Consider the following 16,859-nt stretch of genomic DNA (forward strand, 5'->3'; position numbering starts at 1 on the left):
GGGAAGGTAAATGAAGGATAAAAGAGAAATTATACGTGCCCGAAAGGCATTTAGAAGAAGTCTAAAAGATGAGAAGAAATTCTTGAAACAAGGAAAGAAGGAGGTGAGGAAACAGAAAAAAGATTCCGCTATACTGGATGAAAAAGCATGGAAAAATGATATAAAGCAACAGCTGGAGAATATGAGAGAGGCTTCAAAGGCTAGAGTAAAACAAGCAAATGAAGACTACAATCATATTCTTCAAAATAGTCCTCCATCTCTTTTGAATCGCAAAGAATTAAGAGACAGACGATTGCCTCATGCTAGGAAACGATTGAAAATAGCCAAGAAGCAATTTAGAGAAGCCAAGGTAGAAGCAAAAGAAGAAAGAAAAGAGAGTCGTAAAGAAAGAAAAATCAATCAAAAATTTCTCTATGGTCAGGAAACGAAAGAAGAATCCAATTTTTTCTTTCAAGGGAAGAGTTTAGAAGAATTAAAAGCTAAGAAGGAAGTCAAGGCTGCTAAAGAAAATTTAAAATCTACTAAACAAGCCTATAAATCCAAAAAAGTCAGTAGGAAAGCCAAAACTTTTCTTTATGTCCTTGGACGTGAAGGTGGAGAGTTAGCTTCAGAAAATGAAGATTTAGAAGGCTATCGCACACTTCAAGAGACCATTAGAAAAGGGAAGCGCTACAGTCGGCTTTCTTATAATCTTGGAAAAGCTAGTGTCAAAACAGGACAAGCAACAGGTCGTTTTACCAAGAAAAGACTGACCAACACAAAAGAGCGATACCATCATTTTAAGGATGGAAAAGGATGGAAACTAGCGAAAGATAACCCAAGTTCCTTTAAAAATCGGTTTCGAAAATTAAAGAAACAAGGTCTTACCAGTGTCCGAAATATCTATCAAAAACTAAAAGCAGCCTTTTCCTTCTTTACATTTGCAGCTGGAAATCCTGCAACCTGGATAGTTGGAGGAATAGTCTTTATCCTCATACTGATGATGAGCTTCTTTTTAGGATTTTCATCTGCTAGTTTGATTCAACAAGATGAATTTGAATTAACAAAAGCTTATACCCACCTAACTTGGGAAGATGCAGAACATACTCGCACAAATGACAAAGGAATTACCTATTACACAAAAATTGATGATGTGATGGGCTATATGAACTTTAAATTCCACGACTATGAGTTACACAAACCAGTTCACTTATTTAGTTCAGAAACTTACAAGGATTATCTGTCTACTTTGTGGCATGATTTAAACGATGGGGATGATTTGAAATCCATGCAAGACCTCTATGAAACTCCTAAGTATAAACTATCGAAAGACGATCAAGAGGAAATGAAGGAACTAAAAGAAGAGGGTATGTATTCTTCCATGCAGGAATTGGATAATCCATTTGAAGGGAAAAGTAACGAAGATAGTTTAACCATGACTTATCGTTATGGATACTATGATTTAGACGGAAAACCTACTCTTCAGGAGTACATTCTACTAGAAGCTAAAGCTCACCAAGCAATTGTCGCACCAATGGATGGAGTTGTATCTCTAGATGGCGACAATGTTATTCTCACTAACGGAAAAGGAGAGAATGAGAGTCGCTTAACCTTATATTCCATTCATAATGGCCGTGCGATTGAGGGGACAAGAATCCTAACGGGTGATGTTGTTGGTGAAACACCAGACGATACAGGTTTGAAAGTTTCCTATCAAAAATATAAGAACAAGAAAGAAAAATTGGTGTATGTCAATCCGCAATTTTATTTTCCAAAAGTCATTCAACTTCAGACCACTATCTTACCTGCCATTGGTCAGTTTGGTGGAGATGAGTTTGAACGAGCGAAACATATTTATGAGTTTTTGAAATCTCAAGGGGCAAGCCCCCAAGCCATTGCGGCCATTTTAGGAAATTGGTCGGTAGAGTCTTCTATCAATCCTAAACGAGCTGAAGGGGATTATTTATCTCCTCCTGTTGGCGCTACCGATTCCTCATGGGATGATGAAACCTGGTTAGCGATAGGAGGGCCAGCCATTTATAGTGGTGCTTATCCTAATATTCTTCATAGAGGTCTAGGTTTAGGTCAATGGACGGATACTGCAGATGGTTCAACACGTCATACAGCTTTATTGAATTATGCACATATCAAAAATAAGAAGTGGTATGATTTAGATCTCCAACTTGATTTTATGCTTCATGGGGATAGTCCTTACTATCAAAGTTGGTTAAAGGATTTCTTTGGAAATACGGGCAGCGCAGCCAATCTAGCCCAACTCTTCCTTACCTATTGGGAGGGAAATTCTGGTGACAAACTACTGGAAAGACAAACCAGAGCAACGGAATGGTATTACCAAATTGAAAAAGGCTTCAGCCAAACAAATGGAGGACAGGCAAAAAGTGACCCGCAATCCCTTGAAGGGGTTCGTGGGGACTTGTATGAACATTCTGTTCCTGGTGGTGGAGATGGTATGGCCTATGCCTATGGACAATGTACATGGGGTGTTGCGGCTCGTATGAACCAGTTAGGATTAAAGCTAAAAGGTAGAAACGGAGAGAAGATTTCAATCATTAATACCATGGGAAATGGTCAGGACTGGGTTGCGACAGCTTCAAGTCTTGGTGGAGAAACGGGTTTCACACCAAAAGCAGGTGCTATTGTTTCTTTTGTCGGAGGTACCCATGGCACACCAGCAGACTATGGTCATGTGGCTTTTGTCGGTGCGAGACGTTTCTAACTGAAAAGGTTAGACACGTTCTTGAAAAATCAACCTGATAATCAGGTTAAATTTGAATAGAATGGAGAACTCTTATCTTGAAAATTGGAATGAAGGGGTAACGCCCTGAAACGATTTCTCTAATACTCCGACATGCGTTTATCTTGTGCAAAGGTAAAGGTTTGAAGCTCGGTGAAGTCGGCTGAAAGATACCGTCATTCTTAAGGACTTAAGAATCGAAAGTGTTCCAGAGGTGGAATATGTATCTGATAGGTCGGGAGTCATTAAAAACTAAATAGGGTGAGAATGTGCATGAGCACTGACGAACCAGCGAATGTACGCTCCGAAGGCGAGTACGTAGAAATGCGTATAACAACGTAAGTTGTTTCAACTTGAGGAAGAGTAAGAATCGACGATATGAAATTCCTTGTTATGTTACAGGCATATCAAAGTTGAAGGGGTATAGCTAGGCACCTAAGTTTAGTATTGATAAAGATAAGGGAACGTCGAAAGCTAGAGATGTGGAGGTTGCACAACCAGAGAAACATTGGAAAGAAAATCATAACTTTCCTTAATCTCTAGTGAGAGTGGTGGCACGACCTTTGAAAGTGTTGTAATGATACTGGAGGAACAGCCACTAGTCAATAGTGTATTGTTATGAACTTTATCATTTCATGGATTCTTGTAAGACATAAAAGGTCACGAATCCAAAGAGAGGAGTGATAGACCATGACGAAACCAAAAAATGATGACAAACTATTAAAACATCAAAAACTAAGGTATGCGGAATACTATGGCATGACCGAGATATTTGATGATTTATATTCCAAAAGTCAAAAGGGATTCAGTTTTAAGAACTTAATGAACATTATCATATCTCCCGAGAATATACTGCTCGCTTATCGTACCATAAAGCGGAATGGTGGTAGTCAAACCGAAGGAGTAGATGGTGTTACCATTAAAGATTTAGAAAATCTGACCCAAGAAGACTTTATCTCTAAAGTTCAAAGAAGATTTCAATATTATAGACCCAGAAAAGTCAGAAGAGTAGAGATTCCTAAGCCAAATGGGAAGAAACGACCACTTGGCATTCCCTCGATGTGGGACAGAGTGGCCCAACAGTGTATTTTACAAGTGTTGGATCCAATCTGTGAAGCGAAATTTTACAAACACAGTTATGGATTTAGACCCTTAAGGTCGGCTGATAACGCTATTATGGACTGTATGTATCGTATGAATAAAAGTCATATGACTTATGTCGTTGACGTTGATATTAAAGGCTTTTTTGATGAAGTGAATCATACTAAGTTAATGCGTCAAATCTGGACATTAGGTATCAGGGACAAACAACTTCTAGTGATTATTCGAAAAATGTTAAAAGCACCAATTGTTCTTCCGAATGGAAAAGTGACATATCCAACTAAGGGCACACCACAAGGAGGTATCTTATCTCCACTACTTGCCAATATCAATCTCAATGAATTTGATTGGTGGATAGGACGACAATGGGAAGAAAGAGATTGTAAGGAATTAGTTCCTCAATATAATTCCAAGGGAACAAGACACAAGTCACATGTTTACAGAAAGCTGCGAACTTCAACGACGCTAAAAGAAGTTTATATTGTCCGATATGCGGATGATTTTAAAATCTTTTGTCGAAATAGGAATGAGGCAGAGCGAACGTTTAAGGCTGTAAAATTGTGGTTAAAAGAACGACTTAACCTCCCTATTTCAGAGGAAAAATCTCAAATTACCAATCTGAGAAAGAAAAGCAGTGAATTCCTTGGGATTACTTTAAAGCTAGTTTCTAAGAATAATCGTTTGGTTTGTTTCTCTCATATTGCATCAAAAGCCAAGAAACGTATTAAACATCAACTGAAACAACAGATGAAATTGATACAAATTAAAGGTGCTAAAGAAACAATTATTCGTGAAATACAGAAGTATAATAGTATGGTTATCGGTATTCATAACTATTATAGTATGGCAACACATGTGAGTAAGGATTTAGAAGAAATTCATTATCAGCTTTATCTCTCTTTTAAAAATCGATTGCAGGCGAAAGGTCTGACAAAAATAGGAGAATACAAGGGAAAAGATAAAGGACTTCTCCCCTACCTCCAATCTCAAAATATTCGGTACTTAATGGGTTATCCAATTCTTCCAATTAGCTATGTCAAGACGAGAACACTAAAAGGAAGAAATAAGAATCTGAATAGGTATACTCCCGAGGGGAGAAAATTGATTCATAAACAACAGGAATCTGTTGAAACATGGAAATTAAAATGGCTGAGAGAACACTCAATTATAAATAAGCGTGCAACAGTTGAATACAATGATAATCGAATTTCTTTATTTGTAGCTCAAAAAGGGAAATGTGCTGTAACCGGTCAGGAATTGGATATGGATGATATTCATTGTCACCATAAGAGACCGTGGTTAGAAACAAAGGATGACTCTTATAGGAACCTTATCATTGTTGGACGAGATATTCATCGCCTGATTCACGCAACAAATGAGAAGGTTATCAAAAATCTCTTTCAGCTTTTGAATTTGAGTGATACAGGACTGACCAAATTAAATCAGTTGCGCGAACTTGCAGGAAATTCACCATTATTGAAAGAAAATTTGAACTTAGAACAATTATGTTAATCATATTAATACAGCACGATAAAGCAAAATCGTGATAATACACTATTGATGGAACGCCGTGTGCGGTGAAAGTCGCACGCACGGTGTGAAGCGGGGGAAAAGATGGAGATAGTATCAAAGTTTTACCTATCGCTATAGAAGGTCTATGATGATGGTTCTTTCCTTGTGTCTGAAACTAACTATGGTAGCAACCCTAACTATACCTTTAGAAAAATCTCTCAAGCAGATAGTGCCATTAGTTTTGCTTATACGGTGAAATAAAAGAATCATGTCATCAGTTTAGGTGACATGATTCTTAGTTTTTATAGAGTGACATATTTAATGCCATAGGCTGATAACTTACTTGATGATCGTCTTTAATCAATTGACTGTAAGCAACAAATCCGAACTGTTCATAAAATTGAATGACTTTAGGATGATTGATACTATCTAAAAATACCATCTGAGTTCCTACAATTGCTCGAAATTCTTCAATTTTTTGAATTACAATTTCAAATAACTCTTGTCCCGATAGTTTATTTAGCTTTGTGTTTTTGCCGAATTGACCGATAAGTAACACAGGGAGATAATCAATATTTTGGGGACTTTTCCCTTTTAGGACGAGTTTCTTTTTTAGGGATTTCTCTAAATCAGAAATATCAACAACTTTGAGAGATAAACTAAAGAATCCTATGATGTTACTTGTTTCAATTTCTTCAACGATAAAATTACGAGAACGATGTTGTTTTTCAAAATTGGGAGCTTTATCAGATAGATAAGTCAACATCTCTTCATTACCGTTGAAATTAACATTTTCTAAAATGATAGTTTTAAATAGCTCCTGAACTTGTTTCTTAGTTTTATCAGGAGCCAGCACTTGAATATTTTCAAGATATTGCTTAAGTGGTGTTACTTGAATTGTCATCTTACAGATACTTTGAAATGAGTTTATTTTTCGTTGGAGCGGTAGCGTCTTGTGATTCAATAGATTTCAAGACTGCTTGTAGCTTTTTAGATGGTTTATGATTAAGAATTTTTAGAGCATCTTCGTTTGTTAGTTTTATGTCACGTGTTAAACTGATTGTAGCCATTTGTTCTACCTCCTGTTTCTACTTAAATTCATTATAGCTTATTTTGAAAAAAAGTTCAATCTAAAGATAGTGTATGTTTTCTATAGTGTATAAATCCAAAATAAGTTTTTCTCTTGTATTTGTAGCTCATATTCGTTAGAATAATGGTGTAGATGAGTGGTCGGCTCATGGTCAATCTGATAGTAATCTTGGACATAAGGGCCAAGCGGTGGCGGACACCAGAACGAAATCCGATAGCAATCTTGGACGTAAGGGCCAAGCGGTGGCAGGCACCAGAATAAACCGACTGACTAGGTGGCTTACAGGTTCAGTAAGCCATCTATTTTTTATTATTACAATAGTTTATTTGAAAAAAATTTTCTGATTTACTTAAAATTAATTGACATATAATTAATTGACATATAATAGTAAAAATGGTATCATTGTTTTATAAAGAAACCGGTTTCAAAAAAAGAGAGAGGAGGATTTATTTTGTCGCATTGTTACTCAGGGTGTGCTTTGTTTGAAAGGAGAAATAAAATGAAAACGAAAAAAAATAGATTACTCGCTCTAGCTCTTATTTCAAGCTTTACATTAATGGGAGCTGTATCTGCCGCAGTGCAGTATCCTGATGGTGGTGTTTGGACCTATGGTGAGGGTTCTGGAGGAGGATGGGCTTTTTCAAATTACTACCATGGTAAAAAATACCATTATTCATCTATCGTGAGCAGATGGGATAGTGATTCTGATAAAGGAGAAGCTCCTGCTGGAAAAACTTCCTACGCATGGATTTGGACCAAATGGGGAGAACAAGTATCATTTTACTATGATTATGACTAATCGTTCATTGGTTTAAATCGTTCCCCTTGTACGAGCTACAAGGGGAATCATTTTTTTATAAGGAGTCTACTATGAAGAAACTATTTATTTGCTTGTCTACTATTTTTCTCAGTTGCTTCTTCATTTGGATTATTATCTTACGTGCCCCTCAGTATCTCTATACTAGTTATGACTCCGTTACCCTGCTACGTGTTAAAAAGGGGGCACAAGAGCCGACTCGTGAGGAGTTTGAGCGAGAGTTGGAGAAGTTTGCAAGCTCGGAGCAGAGTTTGATTGCCAGACGGATAGTAGAGCCGAGTAAGGATGGAAGCACCAACTTCACCTATGCGACCTATGGTCAGGGAAGCTTGCCAAAAGAGTTTCAAGTGGCCAGCCAAGAAAGCCGAGAACGGAGCGATCCTCTCAATAGCTACCTTCTCTTATCTGGTTCATTGACCAAGGAAAAATTAGCTGCAAAATTAGATGATTTAGGTTATAAAGCGATTGCAGACCGCAAAACTCCTCCGTATCTTTTAGCTTTTTGGATTGCTTTAAATCCGTTGTTGTTGATTAGTTTAGCTATATTTGGATTAGCTTTCTTTGCTATGGTGATTATCACTCGGATTAAGGAGATGCGGGCTGCAGGGCTTCAGCTCTTTTCAGGACAGACCCTCTTGTCCATTATAGGAAGCGCCTTATACGATGACGTCAAGTGGCTTTGCTTAGCTGGGGGGGGATCCCTTATAGTGGGAGGTGCTGTACTCCTCGGCCAAGGGCTCTTTTATTCCGTTCTTTTAGCAACCTTTAGTATCGGAGTGGGGCTTTATCTTCTCTTTTTATTGGGAATTTCGCTCGTACTGAGCCTGCTCTACTTGATGAGCTTGAGCTACAAGGCTTTGGTTCCTGTGTTAAAAGGACGTTTGCCCCTCAAACGTTTGATGACCTTGACCTTGCTATGTCAGTTGGTTGCTGTCTTTACAGTAGGTTATGCAGTCAAGACTGGCTTGACTTCTTACCAGCGTTTACAGGAACTCCAGCTATCCAAGCAAGCTTGGGAAGATCGAGCAGATTATTACCAAATTTCCTTTGGGATCGGTGATAGAGGAAAAAATGCGGAAAATCAGAGCAAGTGGTATGCCTTTGCCAAGGAAGCAATCGAAGAAGAACAAGCCCTTTATGTAAAGGATAATCTGTTCCATTTTGCCAATCCACAAGGAAAAAATGAACAGGGAGAGACATTGGATACCTATAGTCCGGATGCTAATACGCTCTATGTTAGTCCCAGTTATTTGGAGAAGGAAAAGGTCGTGGTAGATGCTGAGACCAAACAGAAGTTAGCCCATCTCCAAAAAGGTGAGTTTATTCTCTTGCTCCCAGAACATTTGCGCTCTCGAGAAGCAGAACTAAAAAAAATCTTTGAAGAAAGATTGAGTTATTATGGAAAATCTGGTGAGGAGGCAAGTGCTCCTTTGGATTATGAGATGAAAGCGCACGTTAGTTATCTTTCAATGGGAGAAAAGCGGTTTGTTTATAATAACGGTGAGAATCCCGTATCCACTCAGTATTTGACTGATCCGATTTTAGTGGTATTCACGCCGACTTCTACAGGTGATAGTTTTACATCCTTATCTAGTTGGTCTATCAATGCTGCTAAGAATATTTTTGTCAAAGGATATGAAGATGGGATTAAACTCTTGAAAAATGCAGAAATTTATGATCAAGTCTCCTATCTCAAGGAGGGACGAAGTGTTTACCTCGCACGTTACTATGAGGTTCAAACAGAAACTCTAACCCTTATTTTAGGAGCTATTATTGGAATCGCGAGTTCTTTGCTTCTCTTTTATTCTGTGAATCTTCTTTATTTTGAACAATTCCGTCGTGAGATTTTGATTAAACGAATTTCTGGTTTGCGATTTTTTGAAACACACGCTCAGTATATGATTAGTCAATTTGCTAGTTTTGTATTCGGTGCGAGTCTCTTTATTTGGCGTAGTCGGGATGTGATGATTGGATTGGTAACTTTATCAATCTTCCTCGTTATTGCTATACTGACTCTCTACCGTCAAGCACAGAAAGAATCTCGTGTTTCTATGACCATTATGAAAGGAAAATAGGATGATTGAACTAAAGAATATATCTAAAAAATTTGGAAGCCGTCAGCTATTTTCAGATATTAATCTTCATTTTGAAGGTGGGAAAATTTATGCCTTAATCGGTACAAGTGGCTGTGGTAAGACAACACTCTTGAATATGATTGGACGATTAGAGCCATATGACAAAGGGCAAATCATCTATGATGGCACCTCTCTTAAAGACATTAAGCCCTCTGTTTTCTTTAGAGATTACTTGGGATATTTATTTCAAGATTTTGGCTTAATTGAAAGCCAAACCGTCAAAGAGAATCTCAATCTGGGTTTAGTTGGTAAAAAGTTGAAAGAAAAAGAGAAACTCTCTTTGATGAAACAAGCTCTAAACCGTGTAAACCTCTCTTATTTGGATTTAAAGCAACCTATATTTGAGTTATCAGGAGGAGAAGCACAACGTGTTGCACTAGCGAAGATAATTTTAAAAGATCCGCCTTTGATTCTTGCAGATGAACCAACCGCTTCGCTAGACCCCAAAAACTCTGAGGAATTACTCTCTATCCTAGAATCTTTAAAAAATCCGAATCGAACCATTATTATTGCGACCCACAATCCTCTTATTTGGGAGCAAGTGGACCAAGTCATTCGAGTTACCGATTTATCACATAGATGATATGGCAAGATTCAGCAATAAGAAAGTTTTTGATTATATACAGCATAAATTTCGAAAATCTGGAGTACTTGTTTATAATCACAATATTATTTGAGAACGCAGTTTTGGCTCGTTCTCTTTTTTTGTTGTGATACTTCTTTCAAGGAATATTTGGTAGGATTGGAGTGAAAAAAGATTAACTAGGAAAGAAGGAAGTATATGGAAGCCATTTATCAACGTGATTCGGATCAAGATGGACTAACTGATGCTCAAGAATTAGCGCTAGGAACCAATCCTATTAGCGCAGATTCTGATGGTGATGGTCGTTCAGATTTAGTGGAAGTAGAAGAAGGAACCAATCCCTTAGAAAAGGATTTACAAGACATAGACCAAACAAGTATAACTGAACCATCTTCAGTATTTATGGAAATGAAACAAAAGATTTCAGATATGATGGAGAGTCACTACAAGGAATTTATACAGGCTCTGATTAGTATTGAAACAGGGATTGAAAACCAACAAGACCTAGAAGACTTATATACTTACTACATGAGAACAGATTCTGTTTCTCTTTTGTCTAGTGATTTAGAAACCAGTCCTCAAGAGGTTGAAATGGAGATAGAGTTGTAGGGGAATCATGTGATTCTCCTATTTTCGTATAGATGAAAGGAGTGAGTATGGAAGTAATGCAATTATTGGCTATGTTTCGTGGAACAATTCCAAAAGATAGGGAGAAAATGGACCTATTTCTTCGTTATCAAGCGCAACATTTTGATGAGAAATGGCAGGATTTGGTAGAGAGTTTTTTGGCTGAAGAGGGCAAGATAGAAGAGATTCCTCACGTATATTCTTTTGATCAAGATATTGTTTCTTTCCTAGAGGCCAGTTCTGAAAATAATGATCAAGATTTAGAAAGTTACACAAGAAATTTTGGACAAGCAGGTCTAAGTAAATTATCTCAATTAAGTAATTTTGAGAAAAACTTGGTGCTAGAAGTCGCAACCTATAATCTTTTCACTCGATTTTACATCCAATCTGAAAAAGAGAAGCTAACACCATTAAGTGAGCTTGTATTTCATCAGAATCAGGATGTCAATTTAGTCAATGTCTATCGGGTTGCGAATAATCTATCTGATCGCATTAGTAGAGATATAGAGGAGTTTCTTCTAATGGTTGATTCCAAAGAACTAAAAAAAGAAGTTCTTGAGATTCATTTTGAAGAAAAAGAAGGAGATGTTCTAGCCTATTTGGGCTCAGAATTGATGGCTACTTTAGATATCGTTACGGATCTTGTCCATCATGAAGAAAACTACCAACAACTCCCACTGACACAAAAGCTGAAGATTATTACTTATTTTGATGAAGTAAAGGCTATAAGAGAAAAGTCTAAGCAAGTAGAGGAAGCAGTCTTACCTTTAGATAATATTGACCAGGTAGAAGAAAATGTGGAAGTTCATTCCCTAACTAAAGTAGATAAAATTGTAGAAGAAGCTTTGAGGGAATATCCGATTGGTTCACAAGTAAGTTATAAAGGACAAGTATTTCAGTTGGTTTCAATTGAAAATGCACAGTTAAATGGCTTAGTTCGCCTAGAGCTATTCAATGATTCCAACAAGTTATTTGAAGAAAATCCTATCTTATACTTGAACAGTTTAGAAGAGATTGAACAAGTATTGTCTCATGTAGAACTTGAAAAAGAAAATTCAGAGATTGAGATGGATTCATCAAGTGAAAGTCTGGAAATAGATTTGTATTCCTATCTGGAAGAAGATAATGAAAAGGATAAGGAAACAGAAACGCTTATTGAAGGCATAGAAGAGACAGATGTCCATGTTCTAGATTTTGTTTTTCCAGATGATTTAGAGGACTTTTATCCTAAGACAAATCGAGAAAAGATTGAAACGAATATCGCCGCAATTGAACTTGTTAAAAGATTAGAAAAAGAGGGACGACAAGCGCATCCAGAAGAACAAGAGCTACTAGCCAAGTATGTCGGCTGGGGTGGTCTTGCCAATGAATTTTTCGATGAACTCAATCCAAAGTATGAAGCAGAACGTTTAACTCTTAGGAGCTTAGTAAGTAAGTCAGAATACTCCACCATGAAACAAAGTTCTCTCACAGCCTATTATACAGACCCAATGATTATTCGCCAGATTTGGCAAAAATTACTGGATGATGGTTTTGAGGGAGGGAGGATATTAGATCCTTCTATGGGGACTGGGAACTTCTTTGCGGCGATGCCTAGAAGTATACGAGAGAAATCAGAACTCTATGGGGTTGAATTAGACAGTGTGACAGGCGCAATCGCAAAACAACTCCATCCCAATACCCATATTGAAGTGCGAGGATTTGAAGAAGTTCCCTATCAAAATAATAGTTTTGATTTAGTCTTAACGAATGTTCCTTTTGGAAATTTTCGCATTGCCGATAAAAACTATGATAAACCTTATATGATTCACGACTACTTTGTCAAACACTCACTTGATTTAGTAAGAGACGGAGGACAAGTGTCGATTATCTCATCTATCGGGACAATGGATAAGCGGACAGATAATATCTTACAAGAGATTAAATCCAACACTCATTTTTTAGGGGGAGTTCGGTTGCCGGATACGACTTTTAAAAGCATTGCAGGTACTCGAGTGACTACAGATCTTCTCTTCTTTCAAAAGGATCAAGCAAAGGATCTTAATGAGGAGGAACTTGTTTTTAGTGGTTCTATTCCCTTTGAGGAGGATAAGCGTGTCTGGATCAATCCTTATTTTGATGGGAAATACAATACACAAGTTTTGGGTGAATATGAGGTACGTAATTTTAATGGGGGAACTCTCAATGTTAAGGGGGTATCAGAAACATTATCTACTGACATAATGAAAGCATTAGAGAATGTGGAAGCACCTAAACAAATTGACAATTCTTTGAAAGCACCTGTTTTTATCCAAGAAGAAGTGGATAATTCTATCCCAAGTCGTATACGTGAGAACTTAGCGCTCTATTCTTTTGGATATGAGGGAAATCAAATTTATTACCGAGATACGCATGGCATTCGGAAAAGTTCAAAAGTAGACGAAATTAGTTATTATGTAGACGAGAAGGGAGAGTTTAAAGATTGGGACAGTTCTTTGTCTGAACATAAAATAGATCGATTCGTGCAACTTCATTTGACAGATGAGGAAGCACTAGATGTTTACAAGTCAGAAGAAGCGAGTAAAAGAGGGAAATATAAGGGACTGTTCAAAAAAACTGTCTTTTATGAAAGTCCCTTATCGGATAAGGACATTAGTCGTATTAAGGGCATGGTTGATTTGAGAGAGACCTATCAATCCTTAATTGAAATTCAACGTCATCAAGATTATAGTCGGGCTGATTTTCAGGAATTGCTTAGTAAACTCAATCGTGAATATGACCGTTTTGTAAGTCAATTTGGATACTTGAATGCTTCCGTTAATCGGAACTTATTTGATAGTGACGATAAGTATTCTTTACTAGCAAGTTTAGAAGATGAATACATCGATTCTAAATATCAGAAAGTAAAATATAAAAAATCTTTAGCCTTTGAGAAAGCATTGGTTAGGCCAGAGAGAGTGATCGCAAGAGTCTCAACGGCTCTAGATGCCTTAAACTCTAGTTTATCGGATGGTAGAGGGGTTGATTTAGACTATATGGTATCAATTTATCCCGAACATAGCCAAGCTGCTATTTTAGATGAGATAGGTGACCAGATTTTAATGGATCCAGAAAGCTATTTAAGAGGAGAAAGAAAATATCTTTCTAAGAACCAGTTTTTATCAGGAGACATTCTCAACAAAATAGAAGTAGTTCAACTATTAGTAGAGGAAAACAACCAAGAATATGATTGGAACCATGCTTTAGATTTGTTAGAATCTGTTCGCCCTCCACGGATTCATCTGGCAGATATTGAGTTTAAAATAGGGTCACGTTGGATTCCTCAATCCGTTTATGGTAAATTTGCTTTTGAATGTTTTACCAATCGTGAATTTGAATTGTCTTCGCCAGATGTTGAACAAGTCATTGAAGTGAATCCTGTCGATGGCCAGGTTCATTTAAGGACATCATTTGCTTATCGCTATCCAAGTGCCAAAGATAGTAGTCTTGGAGTCAGTGGGTCACGTTATGATACAGGAAGAAAGGTTTTTGAGAATTTACTAAATTCAAACCAACCGACGATTACTATGACTGTTACGGAAGGAGAAAAGAAAAAGACCATCACAGATTTGGAAAAAACCTCTGTTCTAAGAGCAAAAGAGCAGCATTTACAAGAGCTCTTTCAAGAATTTGTATCACGGTATCCAGAAGTCCAACAAGTCATTGAGGAAAGCTATAATCGTCTTTATAATCGGACGGTTAGTCGAGAGTATGACGGTAGCCATCTAGTCATTGATGGCTTGGCACAAAACATCAGTCTTCGTCCTCACCAAGAGAATGCCATTCAAAGAATTATAGAAGAAAAAAGAGCATTATTAGCTCATGAGGTAGGTTCAGGAAAGACCTTGACCATGCTTGGTGCTGGGTTTAAATTAAAGGAGTTAGGGATGGTTCATAAGCCCTTGTATGTGGTGCCCTCTAGTTTGTCTGCTCAGTTTGGCCAAGAAATCATGAAATTTTTCCCTACTAAAAAAGTCTTTGTGACCACTAAGAAAGATTTTGTGAAGGCGAGAAGAAAACAATTTGTGTCACGTATTATTACAGGAGATTACGATGCCATTGTCATTGGAGATTCTCAATTTGAAAAAATCCCTGTCAGTAAGGAAAGACAGATGAACTATATAGAGGATAAACTCAACGAACTACGAGAGATTAAAACACATTCTGAAAATAAGTATACCGTTAAAGAAGCAGAGCAATCAATAAGTGGTCTAGAGAAACAATTGGAAGAACTCCAACGCTTTAATCGTGATAGTTTTATTGATTTTGAGAACTTAGGAATTGATTTTCTCTTTGTGGATGAAGCACATCATTTTAAAAATATACGACCAATTACTGGACTTGGGAATGTAGCAGGGATTACCAATACAACGTCTAAGAAGAATGTGGATATGGAAATGAAGGTTCGACAGATTCAGGAAGAACATGATTTTAAGAATATTGTTTTTGCGACAGGAACACCTGTTTCCAATTCTATTAGTGAGTTATATACTATGATGAACTATATTCAACCAGATATTTTAAAACGCTATCAAGTTGATTATTTTGACTCTTGGGTAGGTGCTTTTGGAGAAATTCAAAACTCTATGGAATTAGCTCCTACAGGGGATAAGTACCAGCCTAAGAAACGATTTAAAAAGTTTGTCAATCTACCTGAGTTGATGAAAATCTATAAAGAAACAGCCGATATTCAAACACAAGATATGTTGGATTTACCTGTTCCAGAAGCTCATATTATCCCTATTGAGAGTGAGTTAACTGAAAACCAGAAACTCTATTTAGAAGAATTAGTTATGAGGTCAGATGCTGTCAAATGTGGAACAGTTGATCCAAGTCAGGATAACATGTTAAAAATTACGGGTGAGGCACGAAAATTAGCTATTGATATGCGTTTATTGGACTCTAGTTATAGTCTAGCAGACAATCATAAACTGCTTCAGGTAGTGGATAATGTTGAGAGAATTTATCGTGAAGGAATGGAAAATAAGGCTACTCAGATGATTTTTTCAGATATTGGAACACCTAAGAAAAAGGACAATGGCTTTGATGTTTATTCTGAGATTAAGGCATTATTAGTTGATAGAGGAATCCCTAGTAAAGAAATTGCCTTTGTACATGATGCCAATAGTGATGAAAAGAAGAACAGTTTGTCTCGAAAGGTTAATGCAGGAGAGGTGCGGATTCTCCTTGCTTCAACTGAAAAAGGAGGAACAGGTTTAAATGTTCAGAGCAAGATGAAAGCAGTTCATCACCTGGATGTACCGTGGAGACCAAGTGATATTCAGCAACGCAATGGACGGATTATCCGACAAGGAAATGAAAACAAGGAAGTGGATATTTACCACTATATTACCAAAGGTTCGTTTGATAATTATCTATGGGCAACTCAGGAGAACAAACTCCGTTATATTAAGCAGATTATGACTTCTAAGGAGCCGATTCGTGCTGCAGAAGACATTGATGAGCAGACCATGACAGCTTCTGATTTTAAGGCACTAGCAACAGGTAATCCTTATCTCAAATATAAGATGGAACTAGAGAATGATCTAACCCTATTAGAAAATCAAAGACGCGCCTTTCAACGTAGCAAGGATCACTATCGTCATACAATCTCTTACTGTGAAGAAAATATTCCCATTCTTGAGAAACGATTAAGCAAGTATGAAGGCGACATTCAACAGTCTGAAATGTCGAAAGACCAATCATTTTCTATGACAGTAGGTAAGCAAGCTTTTGAGCAACGAGCTGAAGCAGGTGAATCCCTACACCGTCTTATCCGTCATAATCAATCTGACAGCAAAGAATTCCGTACCCTAGCCAGTTATCGAGGATTTGACATTAAAATGCTTAGTCTTCCAACAAATCAACCTCTTCCTGAAACTTTCTCTGTTAAGATTGTAGGAGAAAATCGGTATTCTGTCAGTTTAGATTTGTATTCTCCTTTGGGGACAATTCAAAGACTCCAACATACGATAGACCACATTAAAGATGACCAAGTGAAAACTCAGAACTTATTGGATGAATTAAAGGATAAATGGACTACTGCTAAGGTAGAAATTGAGAAAAATTTTCCAAAGGAAGAGGATTATCAAACTAAAAAGGCCGAATACGATGTACTCGCGCCATTGATTGAAACTGAAACGGATTTAGATATTATTGATCAGGCCTTACGACAATTCCACGAAAAAGGAAAAGAAAAGCTAGAACAACTTTCTTTTGAATTAGATTAAAAAATATATATA

The 16,859-nt window shown here is 37.2% G+C and carries 8 protein-coding genes and 2 pseudogenes; 8 read left to right on the forward strand and 2 right to left on the reverse strand.

What is annotated here, in order from left to right; genetic code table 11:
- Nucleotides 1-10: 10 nt before the first annotated feature.
- The 3 genes and pseudogenes from AXE83_RS04500 to AXE83_RS11725 all read left to right on the forward strand — a co-directional run.
- A pseudogene (locus AXE83_RS04500) lies at nt 11-2,698 on the forward strand (phage tail tip lysozyme); the annotation flags it as partial.
- Nucleotides 2,699-3,424: 726 nt separating this feature from the next.
- Nucleotides 3,425-5,347, forward strand: a complete 1,923-nt coding sequence (ltrA, locus tag AXE83_RS04505) for a group II intron reverse transcriptase/maturase (protein WP_000165607.1) — start codon at nt 3,425-3,427, stop codon at nt 5,345-5,347.
- A 138-nt stretch (nt 5,348-5,485) separates the two neighbouring features.
- Nucleotides 5,486-5,608: pseudogene (locus tag AXE83_RS11725) on the forward strand (CHAP domain-containing protein); the annotation flags it as partial.
- Nucleotides 5,609-5,642: 34 nt separating this feature from the next.
- Here the strand turns inward: AXE83_RS11725 and AXE83_RS04510 are convergent.
- Both AXE83_RS04510 and AXE83_RS11190 read right to left on the reverse strand, forming a co-directional pair.
- On the reverse strand, nt 5,643-6,251 hold the full coding sequence (locus tag AXE83_RS04510) for a hypothetical protein (RefSeq protein ID WP_049525950.1): 609 nt from the start codon (nt 6,249-6,251) through the stop codon (nt 5,643-5,645).
- A gap of 1 nt (nt 6,252) precedes the next feature.
- Nucleotides 6,253-6,417 (reverse strand): hypothetical protein, encoded by a 165-nt coding sequence (locus AXE83_RS11190; protein ID WP_000201399.1) that lies wholly within the window; start codon nt 6,415-6,417, stop codon nt 6,253-6,255.
- 519 nt (nt 6,418-6,936) lie between these two features.
- Between AXE83_RS11190 and AXE83_RS04515 the strand changes: the two genes are divergently transcribed.
- From AXE83_RS04515 to AXE83_RS04535, 5 genes are all read left to right on the forward strand, one after another.
- Entirely contained in the window at nt 6,937-7,236 is a 300-nt protein-coding gene (locus tag AXE83_RS04515) for a lactococcin 972 family bacteriocin (protein WP_049525949.1), read from the forward strand.
- Between the two features lie 71 nt (nt 7,237-7,307).
- Nucleotides 7,308-9,329, forward strand: a complete 2,022-nt coding sequence (locus tag AXE83_RS04520; RefSeq protein WP_060955598.1) for a bacteriocin-associated integral membrane family protein — start codon at nt 7,308-7,310, stop codon at nt 9,327-9,329.
- Nucleotide 9,330: 1 nt separating this feature from the next.
- Entirely contained in the window at nt 9,331-9,972 is a 642-nt protein-coding gene (locus AXE83_RS04525) for an ABC transporter ATP-binding protein (protein ID WP_049525946.1), read from the forward strand.
- 198 nt (nt 9,973-10,170) lie between these two features.
- Complete coding sequence (locus AXE83_RS04530) at nt 10,171-10,581, forward strand: thrombospondin type 3 repeat-containing protein (RefSeq protein WP_049525944.1); 411 nt, start codon at nt 10,171-10,173, stop codon at nt 10,579-10,581.
- Between the two features lie 47 nt (nt 10,582-10,628).
- Nucleotides 10,629-16,847 (forward strand): DEAD/DEAH box helicase family protein, encoded by a 6,219-nt coding sequence (locus AXE83_RS04535; RefSeq protein ID WP_190279324.1) that lies wholly within the window; start codon nt 10,629-10,631, stop codon nt 16,845-16,847.
- Nucleotides 16,848-16,859 lie beyond the last annotated feature (12 nt).

The organism is Streptococcus sp. oral taxon 431 (assembly GCF_001553685.1).
Classification (GTDB): Bacteria; Bacillota; Bacilli; order Lactobacillales; family Streptococcaceae; genus Streptococcus.

Excerpts from the sequence above, each read along its gene's own strand:
- AXE83_RS04515 (WP_049525949.1), top strand. The coding sequence starts at position 6,937 with ATGAAAACGAAAAAAAATAGATTACTCGCTCTAGCTCTTATTTCAAGC.
- AXE83_RS04535 (WP_190279324.1), top strand. The coding sequence starts at position 10,629 with ATGGAAGTAATGCAATTATTGGCTATGTTTCGTGGAACAATTCCAAAA.
- AXE83_RS11190 (WP_000201399.1), bottom strand. The coding sequence starts at position 6,417 with ATGGCTACAATCAGTTTAACACGTGACATAAAACTAACAAACGAAGAT.
- AXE83_RS04525 (WP_049525946.1), top strand. The coding sequence starts at position 9,331 with ATGATTGAACTAAAGAATATATCTAAAAAATTTGGAAGCCGTCAGCTA.
- AXE83_RS04530 (WP_049525944.1), top strand. The coding sequence starts at position 10,171 with ATGGAAGCCATTTATCAACGTGATTCGGATCAAGATGGACTAACTGAT.
- AXE83_RS04520 (WP_060955598.1), top strand. The coding sequence starts at position 7,308 with ATGAAGAAACTATTTATTTGCTTGTCTACTATTTTTCTCAGTTGCTTC.
- ltrA (WP_000165607.1), top strand. The coding sequence starts at position 3,425 with ATGACGAAACCAAAAAATGATGACAAACTATTAAAACATCAAAAACTA.
- AXE83_RS04510 (WP_049525950.1), bottom strand. The coding sequence starts at position 6,251 with ATGACAATTCAAGTAACACCACTTAAGCAATATCTTGAAAATATTCAA.